Here is a 16,599-nt window from a genome sequence, read left to right as displayed (position 1 = left end):
TAGAATCATGCGCACCGCAAATCCCTGTGGGACGATCTTGCTCGCGATCCGCCGAAGGCGGCCATCCACCCAAACACATAAAAAACGCCGCAGCCCTGAAGGCCTGCGGCGTTATTTTTCACTGCAACCCACTTACACGGTATGCAGGTACCAGTTGTACTCAAGGTCGGAGATGGAGTGTTCGAACTCCTCCAGCTCACTTTCCTTGCAAGCCACGAAGATATCGATGTATTTCGGATCGATGTACTTGGCCATGACTTCGCTGTCGTCCAGTTCGCGCAGGGCATCGCGCAGGTTGTTCGGCAGGCTTTGCTCGTTCTGCTCGTAGCTGTTGCCTTCCACCGGCGCACCGGGCTCGATCTTGTTGACCAGGCCATGGTGCACGCCTGCCAGCACTGCCGCCATCAGCAGGTACGGGTTGGCATCGGCGCCGGCAACACGGTGTTCCAGGCGCACGGCATCGGCGGAACCGGTGGGCACGCGCAGGGCCACGGTGCGGTTGTCCAGGCCCCAGGTCGGCGAGTTCGGCACATAGAACTGGGCACCGAAACGACGGTAGGAGTTGACGTTCGGGCAGAGGAAAGCCATCTGCGCCGGTAGGGTCTCGAGCACACCGCCGATCGCGTGACGCAGTGCGGCGTTCTGCTCGGGATCCTCGCTGGCAAAAATATTCTTGCCATCCTTGTCCAGAATCGAAATGTGAACGTGTAGACCATTGCCCGCCTGGCCCGGATACGGCTTGGCCATGAAGGTGGTATCCATTTCATGGTCGTAGGCGATGTTCTTGATCAGACGCTTGAGCAGGACCGCGTAGTCGCAGGCCTTGATCGGATCGGCGACGTGGTGCAGGTTCACTTCGAACTGCGCCGGAGCACTTTCCTTGACGATGGCGTCGGCGGGAATGCCTTGCTCCTTGGCCCCTTCCAGAATGTCCTGGAGGCAATCGACGTATTCGTCGAGGTCGTCGATCAGGTAGACCTGGGTCGAATGCGGGCGTTTGCCGGAGATCGGTGAGCGGGGCGGTTGTGGGCGGCCATTCACGTTCTCCTGGTCGATCAGGTAGAACTCCAGCTCGAATGCGGCGCAGATGGTCAGGCCCAGTTCATCGAACTTGGTCACGACCTGGCGCAGGACTTCACGAGGGTCGGCGAAGAAAGGCTCGCCTTCGAGTTCGTGCATGGTCATCAACAGTTGTGCGGTAGGACGCTTCTGCCAGGGCTCATTGCACAGGGTGTCAGGAATTGGATAACAGATTCGGTCAGCGTCGCCGATGTCCAGGCCCAGGCCGGTGCTTTCCACCGTCGAGCCATTGATATCCAGAGCAAATAGAGAGGCCGGCAGGTTGATGCCTTTCTCGTAAACCTTGTGGAGGCTGGTGCGTTCGATGCGCTTGCCGCGCACCACACCATTCATATCCGCAATCAGAAGGTCAACGTACAGAACCTCAGGATGTTCCTTAAGGAACGCGTTCGCTTCGTTAAGCTGAACGGCACGCGGGGGTACCGACATGATGCAACACCTTTGTTGTTAAAAATATCAATCATTGATCTCTTCGAAAGCCAGTCAACCCGAACGGCATGCCGAAGTCAAGCAGGGCCTTTTTTGCCCTAAAAAAGCACCTGTGGAGCTTTTTTGAGGCAATTTAGGGCGTTTTTTTCCCTTTGCCGGGCTTGGCGCCCGCAGGCTTGAGCGGGCCGTGTTGTATTTTTTACGGGGGTGTTGTGTAAAAAAATGAACAAGGCTAAGCTCGATTCAAACCCATAACAGCAATAATACCGGGGTGCTTCATGTCTCGCCTGCCGTTAATCGGCGTCACCACCTGCTCCAAGCAGATTGGTCTGCATGCGTATCACATCAGTGGCGATAAATATTCCCGGGCTGTCGCGACAGCCGCCAAGGGCCTGCCAGTGCTGATCCCGTCCCTGGCGGATTTATTCGCTCCGTCCGATATTCTGGACAGCCTGGACGGCATTCTTTTTACCGGCTCTCCTTCTAATGTAGAACCTTTTCATTATCAGGGCCCCGCCAGCGCGCCGGGTACTGCTCATGATCCTGCACGGGATGCCACCACCCTGCCGCTGATTCGCGCCGCGGTCGATGCGGGTGTGCCGGTGCTGGGCATCTGCCGCGGCTTCCAGGAAATGAACGTAGCCTTTGGCGGCAGCCTGCATCAAAAAGTTCATGAAGTCGGAACCTTCATCGATCATCGTGAAGACGACACACAATCGGTAGACATTCAGTACGGCCCGGCTCATGCCATGCATATCCAGCCTGGTGGCGTCCTGGCGGGCCTGGGCTTGCCGTCGGTGATTGAAGTCAACTCGATCCACAGCCAGGGCATCGAGCGCCTGGCTCCTGGTCTGCGGGCCGAAGCGGTGGCGCCGGACGGCCTGATCGAGGCGGTCTCAGTGACACAAGGCAAGGCTTTTGCTTTAGGTGTGCAGTGGCACCCTGAATGGGAGGTAAGCTCCAATCCGTACTACCTTGCGATTTTCCAGGCATTTGGCGATGCCTGCCGGGCAAGGGCAACACAACGCGACGCCGATGCGTCAAACAACGCCTGACTACTAATAGCAGCCAGGAAACTCACGCCTAGAGGCATTTATGAGTAACAACCTCGACCAGCTCACCGATTGGTTGAAAGACCATAAGATCACAGAAGTCGAATGCATGATTGGCGACCTGACCGGCATCACCCGGGGCAAGATCTCGCCGACCAACAAGTTCATTGCCGAAAAAGGCATGCGCCTGCCCGAGAGCGTCCTGCTCCAGACCGTTACGGGCGACTATGTCGAAGACGACATCTATTACGAACTGCTCGACCCTGCCGACATCGACATGATGTGCCGCCCGGACGAAAACGCAGTATTCCTTGTGCCTTGGGCCATCGAGCCCACCGCCCAGGTTATCCACGACTCCTACGACAAGCAGGGCAACCCTATCGAGCTGTCGCCGCGAAACGTGCTCAAGAAGGTGCTCAAGCTTTATGCCGACAAGGGTTGGCAGCCGATCGTCGCACCGGAAATGGAGTTCTACCTGACCAAGCGCAGCGACGACCCGGACTTTCCGCTGCAACCGCCCGTTGGCCGCTCCGGTCGCCCGGAAACCGGTCGCCAGTCTTTCTCGATTGAAGCGGCCAACGAATTCGACCCGCTGTTCGAAGACGTCTATGACTGGTGCGAACTGCAGGAACTGGACCTCGATACCCTGATCCACGAGGACGGTACGGCGCAGATGGAAATCAACTTCCGTCACGGCGATGCCCTTTCCCTGGCCGACCAGATTCTGGTGTTCAAGCGCACCATGCGTGAAGCGGCGCTCAAGCACAACGTGGCCGCCACCTTCATGGCCAAGCCCATGACGGGCGAGCCGGGCAGCGCGATGCACCTGCACCAGAGCATCATCGACAAGGAAACCGGCAAGAACGTCTTCTCCAATGAAGACGGGACCATGAGCGAGCTGTTCTTGCACCATATCGGCGGCCTGCAGAAATTCATCCCCGAGCTGTTGCCGCTGTTCGCCCCCAACGTCAACTCGTTCCGCCGCTTCCTGCCCGACACCTCGGCGCCAGTGAACGTGGAGTGGGGTGAAGAGAACCGCACCGTGGGCCTGCGGGTGCCGGATGCCGGGCCGCAGAACCGCCGGGTGGAAAACCGCCTGCCGGGTGCCGACGCCAACCCGTACCTGGCCATTGCCGCCAGCCTGTTGTGCGGTTACATCGGCATGGTCGAAGGCATCAACCCGAGCGCACCGGTCGTGGGCCGCGGGTATGAGCGCCGCAACCTGCGCCTGCCGTTGACCATTGAAGATGCCCTCGAGCGCATGGAGAACAGCGCGACCATCGAGAAGTATCTGGGCAAGAAATTCATCACAGGCTACGTCGCGGTCAAGCGGGCCGAGCATGAAAACTTCAAGCGCGTCATCAGTTCGTGGGAGCGGGAATTCCTGCTCTTTGCCGTCTGATGCGCCGGGCGGGGCTGCTTCGGGCAGCCTCGCTCCCACCGATATAAAGGAGAATTCGCATGACCCGCAACAACCCGCAAACCCGTGAATGGCAGGCCCTGAGCAACGATCATCACCTGGCGCCGTTCAGCGACTTCAAACAGCTCAAAGAGAAAGGCCCGCGCATCATCACCCACGCCAAGGGCGTCTACCTCTGGGACAGTGAAGGCAACAAGATCCTCGACGGCATGGCCGGCCTCTGGTGCGTGGCGGTCGGCTACGGCCGCGATGAACTGGCCGACGCCGCCAGCCGCCAGATGCGCGAACTGCCTTATTACAACCTGTTCTTCCAGACCGCCCATCCGCCGGTGCTGGAACTGTCCAAAGCCATCGCCGACATTGCCCCTGAAGGCATGAATCACGTGTTCTTCACCGGCTCCGGCTCCGAAGGCAACGACACCATGCTGCGGATGGTCCGTCACTATTGGGCGATCAAAGGCCAGCCGAACAAGAAAGTCATCATCAGCCGCAAGAACGGTTATCACGGTTCGACCGTGGCCGGCGCGAGCCTGGGCGGCATGACCTATATGCACGAACAAGGCGACTTGCCGATCCCGGGCATTGTCCACATCGCCCAGCCGTACTGGTTCGGCGAAGGCGGCGACATGAGCCCCGAAGAGTTCGGCGTCTGGGCGGCCAATCAACTGGAAGAAAAGATCCTGGAGCTCGGCGTGGACAACGTCGGAGCCTTCATCGCCGAGCCGATCCAGGGTGCGGGCGGCGTGATCGTACCGCCGGACAGCTACTGGCCGCGCATGAAGGAAATCCTCGCCAAGTACGACATTCTGTTCGTGGCCGACGAAGTGATCTGCGGTTTCGGCCGTACCGGTGAGTGGTTCGGTACCGACCACTACGGGTTGAAACCGCACATGATGACCATTGCCAAGGGCCTGACCTCCGGCTACATCCCCATGGGTGGCCTGATCGTGCGCGATGATGTGGTCGCGGTGCTCAACGAAGGCGGCGACTTCAACCACGGGTTTACCTATTCCGGTCACCCGGTAGCCGCTGCGGTGGCCCTGGAAAACATCCGTATCCTGCGCGACGAAAAGATCATCGAGCGTGTCCATGCCGAAACGGCACCCTATTTGCAGAAGCGTTTGCGGGAACTGAATGATCATCCGCTGGTGGGTGAAGTACGCGGGGTCGGTTTGCTGGGGGCCATCGAGCTGGTTCAGGACAAGGCCACGCGCAAGCGCTATGAAGGCAAGGGTGTAGGCATGATCTGCCGGCAGTTCTGTTTCGATAACGGGCTGATCATGCGTGCGGTGGGCGACACCATGATCATTGCGCCGCCGCTGGTGATCAGCAAGGCCGAGATCGATGAACTGGTGACCAAGGCGCGGCAGTGCCTGGACCTGACCCTCAGTGCGTTGCAAGGCTAAGTGCTAGGCTCTGAGCGAGGTGCCCGAAAGGGCCTCGCCCGGCGTGAACAAAAGGCTGGGCTTTTGTTGAAAGCCTGCCCTGTAACTTGCCAGACTACCGCCTGTTCAAGTTGCCAGAGAGTCGGCTACTGAACTGTGGCTAAGAAGAATAACTGGAGCACTTTTTCATGAAGGCATTAGGCATGAAGACATTAGGTATGAAGATAGCTGGCAAGACCCTCCTCGCCATGTCCCTGATGGGCGTGATGGCGGGTGCCGTTCAGGCGGACGATAAAGTGCTGCACGTCTATAACTGGTCCGACTACATTGCGCCGGACACCGTCGCCAAGTTCGAGAAAGAGTCGGGGATCAAAGTGGTCTACGACGTATTCGACAGCAACGAAACCCTGGAAGCCAAGTTGCTGGCCGGCAAATCCGGTTATGACATCGTGGTGCCGTCGAACAACTTCCTGGCCAAGCAGATCAAGGCCGGGGTCTACCAGAAACTCGACAAGTCCAAGTTGCCCAACTGGAAAAACCTCAATACCGACCTGCTCAAGGCCGTTTCGGTCAGCGACCCGGGCAACGAACACGCCTTCCCGTACATGTGGGGCTCGATCGGCATCGGTTTCAACGCCGATAAGGTCAAGGCCGCGCTGGGTGCCGATGCACCGACCAACTCGTGGGACCTGCTGTTCAAGCCGGAGAACGCGGCCAAGCTGAAATCCTGCGGCATCAGCTTCCTCGACTCGCCGACCGAAATGATCCCGGTGGCGCTGCACTACCTGGGCTACCCAACCGACAGCCAGGACAAGAAACAACTGGCTGAAGCCGAGGCACTGTTCCTCAAGATCCGTCCTTCGATCGGCTATTTCCACTCGTCCAAGTACATCTCTGACCTGGCCAACGGCAACATCTGCGTAGCGGTCGGCTACTCGGGCGATATCTACCAGGCCAAGTCCCGTGCTGCCGAAGCCGGTGGCAAGGTAAAAGTCAGCTACAACATTCCGAAAGAAGGTGCTGGCAGCTTCTTCGATATGGTCGCCATCCCTAAAGATGCCGAAAACGTCGAAGGTGCCTACAAGTTCATGACCTTCCTGCAAAAGCCGGAAATCATGGCTGAAATCACGGACACCGTGAGCTTCCCGAACGGCAACGCGGCCGCTACGCCGCTGGTCAGCAAGGAAATCACCAGCGACCCGGGCATCTACCCTCCGGCGGACGTGCAAGCCAAGCTCTACGCGATTGCCGACCTGCCAGCCGCGACCCAGCGGATCATGACCCGCAGCTGGACCAAGATCAAATCCGGTAAATAAGCCGGCCTGAAGCATCTTCCTGTTGTCGCCGTCATCGCGACGGTGACAACAGGAGCAATTAAATGACTAAAAGTTTTGCTGGATCGGTTTATCGAGGGTAAGTTGCGCGCCGGTTTTGTTGCAGGGCCTTTGCGGTCAGGTAACGGGGGCAACTTGGGCCCAACTATTTAAGAGGACCTCCACGTGCCTGTTTTTTCTTTGCTACGCAATGCCCTGTTGGTCGGCGCTGGCCTGACGCTTGCCGTCAGCGTCCAGGCGGCGTCCACCGTGCATATTTATAACTGGTCGGACTACATCGGCGAGACCACCCTGGCGGACTTCGAAAAAGCCACGGGCATCAAGCCGGTGTATGACGTGTTCGATTCCAACGAAACCCTGGAAGGCAAGCTGCTGGCCGGGCGTACCGGTTACGACGTGGTCGTGCCGTCCAACCACTTCCTGGGCAAGCAGATCAAGGCCGGGGCGTTCCAGAAACTCGACAAGGCGCAGCTGCCCAACTACGCCAACCTCGACCCTGCGCTGCTCAAGCGCCTGGAGAAGAACGACCCGGGCAACCAATACGCCGTGCCTTACCTGTGGGGCACCAACGGCATCGGCTACAACGTCGAGAAGATCAAAACGGTCCTGGGCGTCGACAAGATCGATTCGTGGGCCATGCTGTTCGAGCCGGAAAACATCAAGAAGCTCTCCAGCTGTGGCGTTTCGTTCCTCGACTCGGGCGACGAGATGATCCCGGCGATGCTCAATTACCTGGGCCTGAATCCCAACAGCGAAGACCCTGAAGACTACAAGAAGGCCGAGGCCCAGCTCCTCAAGATCCGGCCTTACGTGACTTATTTCAATTCCTCCAAATACATCTCCGATCTGGCCAACGGCGAGATCTGCGTGGCCGCCGGTTTCTCTGGCGACATTTTCCAGGCCCGGGCACGTGCCAGCGAAGCCGGCAAGGGCGTCGAAATCGCCTATGTGATTCCCAAGGAAGGCGGCAACCTCTGGTTCGACATGCTGGCGATCCCGCGAGACGCCACCAACGTCAAGCAGGCCCACGCGTTCATCAATTATGTGCTCAAGCCTGAGGTGATCGCCCAGGTCAGCGACACCGTCGGTTATGCCAACCCCAACCCGAAGGCTGGCGAACTGATGGATCAGAAAGTACGCACCGACGAAGCGGTTTACCCACCGCAAGCGGTCGTCGACAAGCTTTACGTCAACTCCGAGTTGCCGCCCAAGATCCAACGACTCATGACCCGCAGCTGGACCAAGGTCAAGTCGGGTAAATAGCGTTAAGCGCGCTCTAACTATCCAAGGTTCGCCCGCATGGGGCGAACTGCAAATTCTGTGGGAGTTTCGTAAATGGCAGTTGCCTCCGGCGCCTATAAGAAAGCCCTCGAGGGCGACCAGACACCCAAGCAGGTGTTGGTCAAAATCGACCGGGTCACAAAGAAGTTCGACGAGACGATTGCCGTGGACGATGTGTCCCTGGAAATCAAGAAAGGCGAGATATTCGCCTTGCTCGGCGGTTCGGGATCGGGCAAATCCACCTTGCTGCGCATGCTGGCTGGTTTCGAACGGCCCACGGAGGGGCGCATTTTCCTCGACGGTGTGGACATCACCGACATGCCGCCTTATGAGCGGCCGATCAACATGATGTTCCAGTCCTACGCCTTGTTTCCCCACATGACCGTGGCGCAGAACATCGCTTTTGGCTTGCAACAGGACAAGATCCCGAAAGCCGAGATCGACGCCCGTGTCGCCGAAATGCTCAAGCTGGTGCAGATGAGCCAGTACGCCAAGCGCAAGCCGCACCAGCTCTCCGGCGGCCAGCGTCAGCGCGTGGCCCTGGCCCGTTCCCTGGCGAAGCGGCCAAAGCTGTTGCTGCTCGACGAACCGATGGGGGCCCTGGACAAGAAGCTGCGCTCGCAAATGCAGCTTGAGCTGGTCGAGATCATCGAGCGGGTCGGCGTGACCTGCGTCATGGTGACCCACGATCAGGAAGAGGCCATGACCATGGCCGAGCGCATCGCGATCATGCACCTGGGTTGGATCGCCCAGATCGGCAGCCCGATCGACATCTACGAAACCCCGACCAGCCGGCTGGTCTGCGAGTTCATCGGCAACGTCAACATCTTCGAGACCGAGGTAGTGGACGATGCCGAAGGCCACGCAGTCCTGACCTGCAAGGACCTGGACCGCAACATTTATGTGGGCCACGGCATCAGTACGTCGGTACAGGACAAGTCCGTCACCTACGCCATTCGCCCGGAAAAACTGCTGGTCACCGCCGAGCAGCCGACCTGCGAAAACAACTGGTCCAGCGGCAAGGTCCATGACATCGCTTACTTGGGCGGCCATTCGGTGTTCTACGTCGAATTGCCGAGCGGCAAGCTGGTCCAGTCCTTCGTCGCCAACGCCGAACGTCGTGGCCAGCGGCCGACCTGGGGCGACCAGGTGTACGTCTGGTGGGAAGATGACAGCGGCGTGGTGCTTCGCTCATGAACATGCGCAAACTCAAACGCCGACTCGACCGAATAACGCCCGGTGGCCGTCAACTGGTCATCGGGGTGCCCTTCATCTGGCTGTTCCTGTTCTTCATGCTGCCGTTCTTCATCGTCCTGAAGATCAGTTTCGCTGAAGCCGATGTGGCCATTCCGCCGTATACCGAGATCTACAGCTACGTCGACCAGAAGCTGCAGCTGCTGCTCAACTTGAGCAACTACGCGATGCTGGGCGACGACGAGTTGTACATTGCCGCCTACCTCGGCTCGCTGAAAATGGCCCTGATCAGCACGGTGCTGTGCCTGATCATCGGTTACCCGATGGCCTACGCCATCGCCAACGCCCGCAAAGAGCTGCAGACGGTGCTGGTGCTGTTGATCATGATGCCGACCTGGACCGCGATCCTGATCCGCGTCTACGCGTGGATGGGCATCCTCAGCAACAACGGCCTGCTCAACGGCTTTTTGATGAGCATGGGCTGGATCGACGAACCGCTGCAGATCCTCAACACTAACCTGGCGGTGTATATCGGGGTCGTTTACTCCTACCTGCCGTTCATGATCCTGCCGCTGTACGCCAACCTGGTAAAACACGATCCAAGCCTGCTGGAAGCCGCGTCCGACCTGGGCTCGAGCACCTTCAACAGCTTCTGGAAAATCACCGTGCCGCTGTCCAAGAACGGCATCATCGCAGGTGCAATGCTGGTGTTCATTCCGGTGGTGGGGGAGTTCGTGATCCCGGAACTGCTGGGCGGCCCGGAAACCCTGATGATCGGTAAAGTGCTGTGGCAGGAATTCTTCAATAACCGTGACTGGCCGGTGGCATCCGCCCTGGCAGTAGTGATGCTGGCGATTCTGATTGTGCCCATCATCCTGTTCAACCGCAGTCAGGCCAAAGAAATGGAGGGCAAGGAATGAAGCGCTTCAGTTTTTCAAGCCTGATGCTGGTGCTGGGTTTGCTGTTCATCTACGCGCCGATGCTGATCCTGGTGATCTACTCGTTCAACGCCTCGAAGTTGGTAACGGTGTGGGGCGGCTGGTCGATCAAGTGGTACGTCGGCCTGCTGGACAATACTCAGTTGATGGGGTCGGTGGTGCGTTCGCTGGAAATCGCCTGCTATACGGCGGTCGCTGCGGTGGCCCTGGGCACGTTGGCGGCTTTCGTGCTGACCCGCATCACCCACTTCAAGGGGCGCACGTTGTTCGGTGGCCTGGTCACCGCGCCATTGGTGATGCCGGAAGTGATCACCGGTCTGTCGCTGTTGCTGCTGTTCGTGGCCATGGCACAGATGATCGGTTGGCCCCAGGAGCGTGGCATTATCACGATCTGGATCGCTCACACCACATTCTGTGCGGCTTATGTAGCAGTGGTGGTCTCGGCGCGCTTGCGTGAACTGGACCTGTCCATCGAAGAGGCGGCCATGGACCTCGGTGCGCGGCCGTGGAAGGTGTTCTTCCTGATCACCATCCCGATGATCGCGCCGTCGCTGGCGGCGGGGGGCATGATGTCGTTCGCGTTGTCCCTGGATGACCTGGTGCTGGCGAGCTTTGTCTCGGGCCCAGGCTCGACGACATTGCCGATGGAAGTCTTCTCGGCGGTGCGCCTGGGGGTGAAACCGGAGATCAATGCCGTGGCGAGCCTGATCCTGCTGGCCGTGTCGCTGGTGACATTCCTGGTCTGGTTCTTCAGCCGCCGCGCCGAAGAGAGCCGTAAGCGGGCGATCCAGCAAGCTATCGAAGAAAGCGCCGCCGACTCCTGGAAACAACCGGAAGTACGCCGGACCGTGACCGCGCCGGTCTAACCTGACACTGGCGCAAATGTGGGAGCGGGCTTGCTCGCGAAGACGGAGGTACATCCAACTTTCATGTTGGCTGATGCACCGCTTTCGCGAGCAAGCCCGCTCCCTCAGTTTTTTGTTCGCCTACAAATTCGCGGCCGAACGCAGATCCCCTTGTGGGAGCGAGCTTGCTCGCGATAGCGGTGGGGCGTGCTGGCTACGAATGCCAAGGCGAAGTGCGGATTACCTCCACGAAGTTCATCGGTTTGAACCCGGGTTCCTGATCCACCAGCACGTCGGTCTTCACGTTGCCAAAGGTGGTCTGCGGACGATGCCGCAAGCCGTCGGCGAAGGCGCAGATGATGCACTCCTTGAAACCTGCTCCGCGGGGGTGAGCGTGCACCACGGCGTCGCGTTGCGCTGCCGGGAACGCGGCGTAGTCCATTCCCAGCACGTCCATCTCCACTCCGGCCGTCACCAGCGCCACCGTGGGACGCAGATGTTTGGGCACGCCCGGCGTAGTGTGCAGGGCAATCGACAGCCACACCTGCTCAATGTCGTCATCGCTCAATCCGTAGGGCTTGAGAAACGCTGCGGCCGCGTTTGCACCGTCTACTTCGAAGCGCTCGTTGTCGCTGCGATAACCCTCCACCAGACCCAGATCGTGGAACATCGCACCGACATACAGCAACTCCGGGTTATAGGCCAACTGCCGACGCTGGCCACTCAAGGCGCCGAACAGAAATACCCGGCGAGAGTGGTGGTACAGCAGGTCGGACTCGATATCGCGGATGTACTCGGTGGTGGCGCGGGCGAGGGTGCTGTCGGGGATCTTGATGCCGGCGATGCTGTTCATGCTGTTCTCCTCTTGACGATGGGCCAGTGCGGCGCCGAGGGGGTCAGTCTGTTCGCCGCAAGGTCCCGGAACAATGTTCCCATGGCTGCGATCCTTGCCAATAAGCCTGGGTTTCGTGCCAGATGGCTTCCGGGGCGCGAATTGGCTAGGGTGCTGGAGTCGTTCGACTCGAAGGCAAGCAAGCACCATGCAGAAAATCGTCGCCGTCGTGGTATTCCCTGGTGTCCAGTCGCTGGACGTTACCGGGCCCATGGACGTGTTCAGCGAAGCCAATCGGTTCCTGGTCGCCGAGGATCACTATCGACTTGAAGTGATCGGCGCCGAGCGAGGCGCGATGTCCTGTTCCAACGGTTTGTCCCTGAATGCCCATCGGCATTTCAGCGAGGCTCGGCAGGCCTACGACCTGCTGTTGGTCGCGGGTGGGCCGCAGTTGCCGTTCATACACCTTGGCGCAGAATTCGATGCTTGGCTGCGGGAGGCCTGTGGTCGGGCCCGGCGCTTTGGGTCGATCTGCAATGGCGCTTTCATGCTGGCCCGGGCTGGATTGCTGGAGGGGCGGACTGTTACCACCCATTGGGGTGACGCCGCGGCGCTGGCGCAGCTGTGTCCCTCGACCCGGGTCGAAGCGGATCGTTTGTACGTGCAGGACCGCCAGCTCTACACCTCCGCCGGGGTCAGCGCTGGCATCGACCTGTCGTTGTTCCTGCTGGCCCAGGACCATGGCCCGGACGTTGCCCTGAGTGTTGCCAAGCGGCTGGTGGTGTTCACCCAGCGCGCGGGCGGGCAGTCGCAATTCAGCCCTTTTCTTGCACCCCACGCTGAACCGACATCCACCGTGGCCCAGGTCCAGGCCTATGTACTGGCGCACCTGAACGGTGACCTGACCATCGCCGATCTGGCCAATGCCGCGAGCATGAGCCAGCGTAACTTCTCTCGGGTGTTCACCCGGGAAGCGAAGATCACGCCCGCGGAGTTCGTCGAGCAGGCCCGGGTGGACGCGGCGCGGGTGATGCTCGAAAGCACCCGCGCCCCGCTCAAGACCGTGGCTTGGCAATGCGGCTTTCGCGATGCCCAGCACATGCGCAGCGTATTCAATCGCAGGCTGGGCGTAACGCCGCAGCAATTCAGGCTGAATTTCGGCGCGCTGGCGTAGGCGTCAGCCGGTCACTTCTTCAACGCGTCATGGGCCTCCAGTGCGCGCAGAGAGTAGATGTACGCCGCGCCGGCGTTCAGCGACACCGCGGTGGCCAGGGTGGCGGCGATTTCTTCGCGGGTGGCGCCGGCCTTGATGGCGGCGTCGGTGTGCACGCCGATGCAGCCGTCACAGCGGGTGGTGATGGCCACGGCGATGGAGATCAGCTCACGGGTCTTGGCATCGAGGACGTCGTTTTCGGCAGCGGCTTCATCCAGGGCCATGTAGGCCTTGACCATTTTCGGGTTGCTCTTGCCCAAGGCGCCAAAGGCACTCTTGATGGTGGGCAGCAGTTCGGACCAGTTGTTGAACATTGCGTTGACTCCTATGAAGGGGGACGGGGTGTTGAACCCTAGTAGTCTTGACCATCCATGACGATCAAGCCTGTTGGCGATGAAAAAATACCCCACAAACTCAGGGCGCGGCCCTGGCCGGCAACAGCTTCAGGGTTGCGCGGGTATTGGCCACCACTTCTTCCTCGGCCAGGTGCGCCTGGTGATACACCCCTTCGATGTAGGCCTCGGCCTGGTCTTCGTAATGCTTGTCGAACGGCACGCCGCTCTGGCCCACCGGATTGATGGTGACGCTGTGGGCCGGGTCGGCGAAGTCGATGATCCGTCGGGTGGACGGGCCGTAAGTCACTGGCCAGGGCGCCGGGCCGATTTTGGCCGAGAGGTTGTTAGGCACTTCGTGGGTGCCCGGCGCAGCGAACGGGCCGACATTGAAGATCCGATCCAGCGGCTTTTGCATGCCCAGCGGATGGCCGTGGGTCAGGGTGTGGGCCTTGCCCCACTGCCATTGCGTGGCATCCTCGCCGAGGGTGGTCTTCAGGTGCGCCAGGCTCTTGCTCCAGGCTTTTTTCACGGTGTCGGCCCGGGTTTGCGTACCCAGTGTCGAGCGGTCGTCCCACCACGGTGAGTCTGCCGCAGCCGCCAGGCGTGGAAGGGCCGCGTCGATCACCCGGGTCGACAGCGCGGTCTCGAAGAAGCCGTCGCCCAGCTCATCGTGCAGGGCCGCGTCGGCCAGGTTGAACAAGAACTGGTTGAACAGCGTGGCGCTGGTGGAGTCCAGCGGGTAATCGCCTTGCCATTGGGCCAGTTGCTCCACCCATTTGCGCTCCTGCGGATCGCTGACCACTTCACGCAGCACCGGCAGCAAAGGTGCGAGCAAGCGCGGGCCGTAGGCGGTGGTGGTACCCAGTTGCAGTTTCTGGGTGGTCTCGATGTCCCATTTCGCCTGTTTGTCGCTGAGCTGGAGGTTGAGCTGCTGGCCACGGTCAGGGAGGTTGTAGTAACCCGGGATCTCGATGCCACTGGCCGGCACCGGCTGGAAGTTGGCCGAGATGATGTAGCCCCGTGGCGGGTTTTCTTCCTGGGGGTTGCTGCTGAAAGGGTAGAAGCCTTCTTTTTCCGCCTCCGGACTGCTGCCATCGAGTATGAATCCGGGCTTCACGCCGGCCGGCCTCTTGGGTAATTGCGCCGCCGCCCACCAGCCGATATCGCCCTTGGCATTGGCCCAGACGACATTCAGCCCAGGTGCATGGATCTTGGCTGACGCGCTGCGCGCCTTGGCAAGGCTGTCGGCGCGGTTGAGCTGGTAGAAGGCGTCGAGGATCGGATTGCGACTTTCCAGGAACCCCCACCACATGGCGATCGGCGTCTCGCCGGCGTTCGCGCCGAGGGCATCGTTGACGATCGGACCGTGGGGCGACTGGCGCAGCACCAGGGTCACCGGCGCCTGGCCCTTGACCGCGATCTGCTGTTCGCTGCGGGTCATGTCCATCCATTGGCCGCGATACCAGACCTGCTCAGGGTTGTCCGGGTTGACCTTCTCGGCGATCAGGTCCAGGTCGTCGTTCTGGAACATGGTGACGCTCCAGCCGAAATCCTTGTTCATGCCCAGCGTCGCAAAGGGCATCAGCGCCTGGTAATGCCCGTAGAGCTCGAAACCCGGCGCCGACAGGTGCGCTTCATACCATACCGAGGGCGCGGAAAAGCGAATATGCGGGTCGCCCGCCAGCAAAGGCTTGCCACTGTGGGTTCGGTTGCCGGAGACCGCCCAGGCGTTGCTGCCCTCGAACTGCGGCAGGCCATTGTCGGCCAGGGCCTGCTCGCTCAGGCGAGCCAGGGCGTTGAGGTCCTTCCAGGCGCTGGCCGCCAATGGCAGGGCACTCTTGCGACTGGCGGCCAGTACGCCTTGAGGCTGCCAGTCGAGGTCGAAAATATTCAGGTAGTTGGCGCCCAGTTGGTCGCGCACGTAGGTCAGCAGTGGTTCGGTACGGAACGCGGCGGCGAAACTGTAGGCCATGTAACCGGTAATGCTCACGGTATCTTCGGTGGTGAAGGGGCGCTTGGGAATGCCCAGCACATCGAACTCCACCGGTCGGGTGTGGCTGTCCTGGTAGGCGTTGATGCCGTCCAGGTAGGCCTGCATCGCCATCCAGGCCGGGGATTGTGGGTCTTGTTCGGTGACATAGGTCGCGGCGCGCTCGCGGATACGCAGGCTGCGCATCAGCTTGTCGGTGTCGAGCAGCTTAGGCCCCAGCACCTCGGCCAGTTCGCCGCGGGCGAGGCGGCGCATGATTTCCATCTGGAACAGCCGGTCTTGGGCGTGGACATAGCCGAGGGCGCGGTACAGGTCGGTTTCGTTCTCGGCGCGGATGTGCGGCACGCCGCGCTCGTCGTAGCGCACGGTCACTGAACCGTGCAGTCCTTGCAGTTGCACCGTGCCCTGGCGGGTGGGCTGCTTGCTGTAGAGGTAGCCACCCGCGACGATGATGGCGGTGACGACCAATGACAGGAAGGCGATGAGGGTGCGTTTCATGGAGATTCCTTATTGAGTGACAGCGACCCCATGGTCTCGCTGTTTATTCCCTGTTTAACATGCCGCTGCTTCCCTGCGCATCGCTCCTCGGAGGGATTTCCCCCGGCTGGCTATTCTTTGGCTGATGTGTCCTGGCCCCACGGGCAATAACACCCCACCGCCAGCGTGTGGGTGGCATCGACCGTCCGGCCGACGCTCAATGCTTCGAGGATCGGCTCGATGAAGCTATTGCTCGAGTTGCATGTCAGCCCTTCACTGTAGGGGCCGAAATACGCCAGTTTGCCGCTGCGATCCCAGATCGCCACGGCGGGGCTGGCTGGAATCTGGCTCGAGCCGGGGAGTACCGCAAGGGACTTGAGGCTGCTCAGCGTGGTCGGCAGGCGACCTTGGCTGCCGGCCTTTTGCACCGTGTAAAACTCGACGCCTTGCGGCACATATTTATCGATCAGTTCAGCCAGGTGTTGCTGATTGCCGACGTTGCAGGGGCACGCCGGATCCCAGAAATGCACCAGGCGGATCGCGCCGGGGCCGGCCAGTTCGGTCGGCAGGCGCAAAGGGTCGCCGGAAAACACCGCCGTGTGCTGGCTGAACGTGCGCAGAAAACGTCCCTGGAACCAGTCGTAGGCGACCCACAACACGGCGGCACACCCGAGGGCAAGCAGGCTGGCAAGCAAGGTCGTGCGGTGGGGCGAACGCATGGAGTCGATCCTCTGAGACCGCGTAGCTTGCCATGCCTGCCGCGACAGATGAATATCGCAGGCCTATAAAGTCCG

14 protein-coding genes are annotated in these 16,599 nt (G+C 60.4%); 9 read left to right on the top strand and 5 right to left on the bottom strand.

The window, feature by feature from the left end:
- Positions 1–132 precede the first annotated feature (132 nt).
- Complete coding sequence (locus J9870_RS27855; protein ID WP_025216023.1) at positions 133–1,509, bottom strand: glutamine synthetase family protein; 1,377 nt, start codon at positions 1,507–1,509, stop codon at positions 133–135.
- 278 nt (positions 1,510–1,787) lie between these two features.
- Here J9870_RS27855 and J9870_RS27850 point away from each other — a divergent pair, with 278 nt between their 5' ends.
- The 8 genes from J9870_RS27850 (at position 1,788) to J9870_RS27815 (ending at position 10,979) form a co-directional block, all read left to right on the top strand.
- Positions 1,788–2,564, top strand: a complete 777-nt coding sequence (locus tag J9870_RS27850) for a gamma-glutamyl-gamma-aminobutyrate hydrolase family protein (protein ID WP_210641892.1) — start codon at positions 1,788–1,790, stop codon at positions 2,562–2,564.
- A 40-nt stretch (positions 2,565–2,604) separates the two neighbouring features.
- Positions 2,605–3,963, top strand: coding sequence for a glutamine synthetase family protein (locus tag J9870_RS27845; protein WP_210641890.1), 1,359 nt, complete (start codon positions 2,605–2,607; stop codon positions 3,961–3,963).
- 59 nt (positions 3,964–4,022) lie between these two features.
- Complete coding sequence (locus tag J9870_RS27840) at positions 4,023–5,387, top strand: aspartate aminotransferase family protein (protein ID WP_210641888.1); 1,365 nt, start codon at positions 4,023–4,025, stop codon at positions 5,385–5,387.
- Between the two features lie 197 nt (positions 5,388–5,584).
- Positions 5,585–6,682: a polyamine ABC transporter substrate-binding protein gene (locus J9870_RS27835; protein WP_210645450.1), complete on the top strand. Its 1,098-nt coding sequence runs from the start codon at positions 5,585–5,587 to the stop codon at positions 6,680–6,682.
- 183 nt (positions 6,683–6,865) lie between these two features.
- Positions 6,866–7,963 carry a polyamine ABC transporter substrate-binding protein gene (locus tag J9870_RS27830; RefSeq protein ID WP_210641886.1) on the top strand — a complete coding sequence of 366 codons (1,098 nt, stop codon included), beginning with the start codon at positions 6,866–6,868 and terminating at the stop codon, positions 7,961–7,963.
- Between the two features lie 72 nt (positions 7,964–8,035).
- Complete coding sequence (gene potA / locus J9870_RS27825; RefSeq protein WP_210641885.1) at positions 8,036–9,178, top strand: polyamine ABC transporter ATP-binding protein; 1,143 nt, start codon at positions 8,036–8,038, stop codon at positions 9,176–9,178.
- Complete coding sequence (locus tag J9870_RS27820) at positions 9,175–10,095, top strand: ABC transporter permease subunit (protein ID WP_210641883.1); 921 nt, start codon at positions 9,175–9,177, stop codon at positions 10,093–10,095. Before potA ends, J9870_RS27820 begins: the two co-directional genes overlap by 4 nt.
- Entirely contained in the window at positions 10,092–10,979 is an 888-nt protein-coding gene (locus tag J9870_RS27815) for an ABC transporter permease subunit (RefSeq protein WP_210641881.1), read from the top strand. The genes J9870_RS27820 and J9870_RS27815 overlap by 4 nt, the downstream gene beginning before the upstream one ends.
- Positions 10,980–11,172: 193 nt before the next feature.
- Here J9870_RS27815 and J9870_RS27810 read toward each other — a convergent pair whose 3' ends face one another.
- Positions 11,173–11,811, bottom strand: a complete 639-nt coding sequence (locus tag J9870_RS27810) for an HD domain-containing protein (protein WP_210641880.1) — start codon at positions 11,809–11,811, stop codon at positions 11,173–11,175.
- A gap of 187 nt (positions 11,812–11,998) precedes the next feature.
- On the opposite strand from J9870_RS27810, the gene J9870_RS27805 reads away from it, so the two are divergent.
- The gene (locus tag J9870_RS27805) at positions 11,999–12,964 is read left to right on the top strand and encodes a DJ-1/PfpI family protein (protein WP_210641878.1); all 966 of its coding nucleotides are present in this window, start codon (positions 11,999–12,001) and stop codon (positions 12,962–12,964) included.
- A gap of 11 nt (positions 12,965–12,975) precedes the next feature.
- Here the strand turns inward: J9870_RS27805 and J9870_RS27800 are convergent, their stop codons facing one another.
- From J9870_RS27800 to J9870_RS27790, 3 genes are all read right to left on the bottom strand, one after another.
- On the bottom strand, positions 12,976–13,317 hold the full coding sequence (locus tag J9870_RS27800) for a carboxymuconolactone decarboxylase family protein (protein WP_003206631.1): 342 nt from the start codon (positions 13,315–13,317) through the stop codon (positions 12,976–12,978).
- 100 nt (positions 13,318–13,417) lie between these two features.
- Positions 13,418–15,826, bottom strand: a complete 2,409-nt coding sequence (locus J9870_RS27795) for a penicillin acylase family protein (RefSeq protein WP_210641877.1) — start codon at positions 15,824–15,826, stop codon at positions 13,418–13,420.
- 110 nt (positions 15,827–15,936) lie between these two features.
- Complete coding sequence (locus J9870_RS27790; RefSeq protein WP_210641871.1) at positions 15,937–16,524, bottom strand: DUF6436 domain-containing protein; 588 nt, start codon at positions 16,522–16,524, stop codon at positions 15,937–15,939.
- Between the last annotated feature and the right edge of the window lie 75 nt (positions 16,525–16,599).

This window comes from Pseudomonas sp. Tri1 (genome assembly GCF_017968885.1).
In the GTDB taxonomy this organism is placed as follows: domain Bacteria; phylum Pseudomonadota; class Gammaproteobacteria; order Pseudomonadales; family Pseudomonadaceae; genus Aquipseudomonas.
The sequence above is the reverse complement of the archived record's forward strand: the minus strand, read 5'-3'. Positions and strand labels throughout refer to the sequence as shown.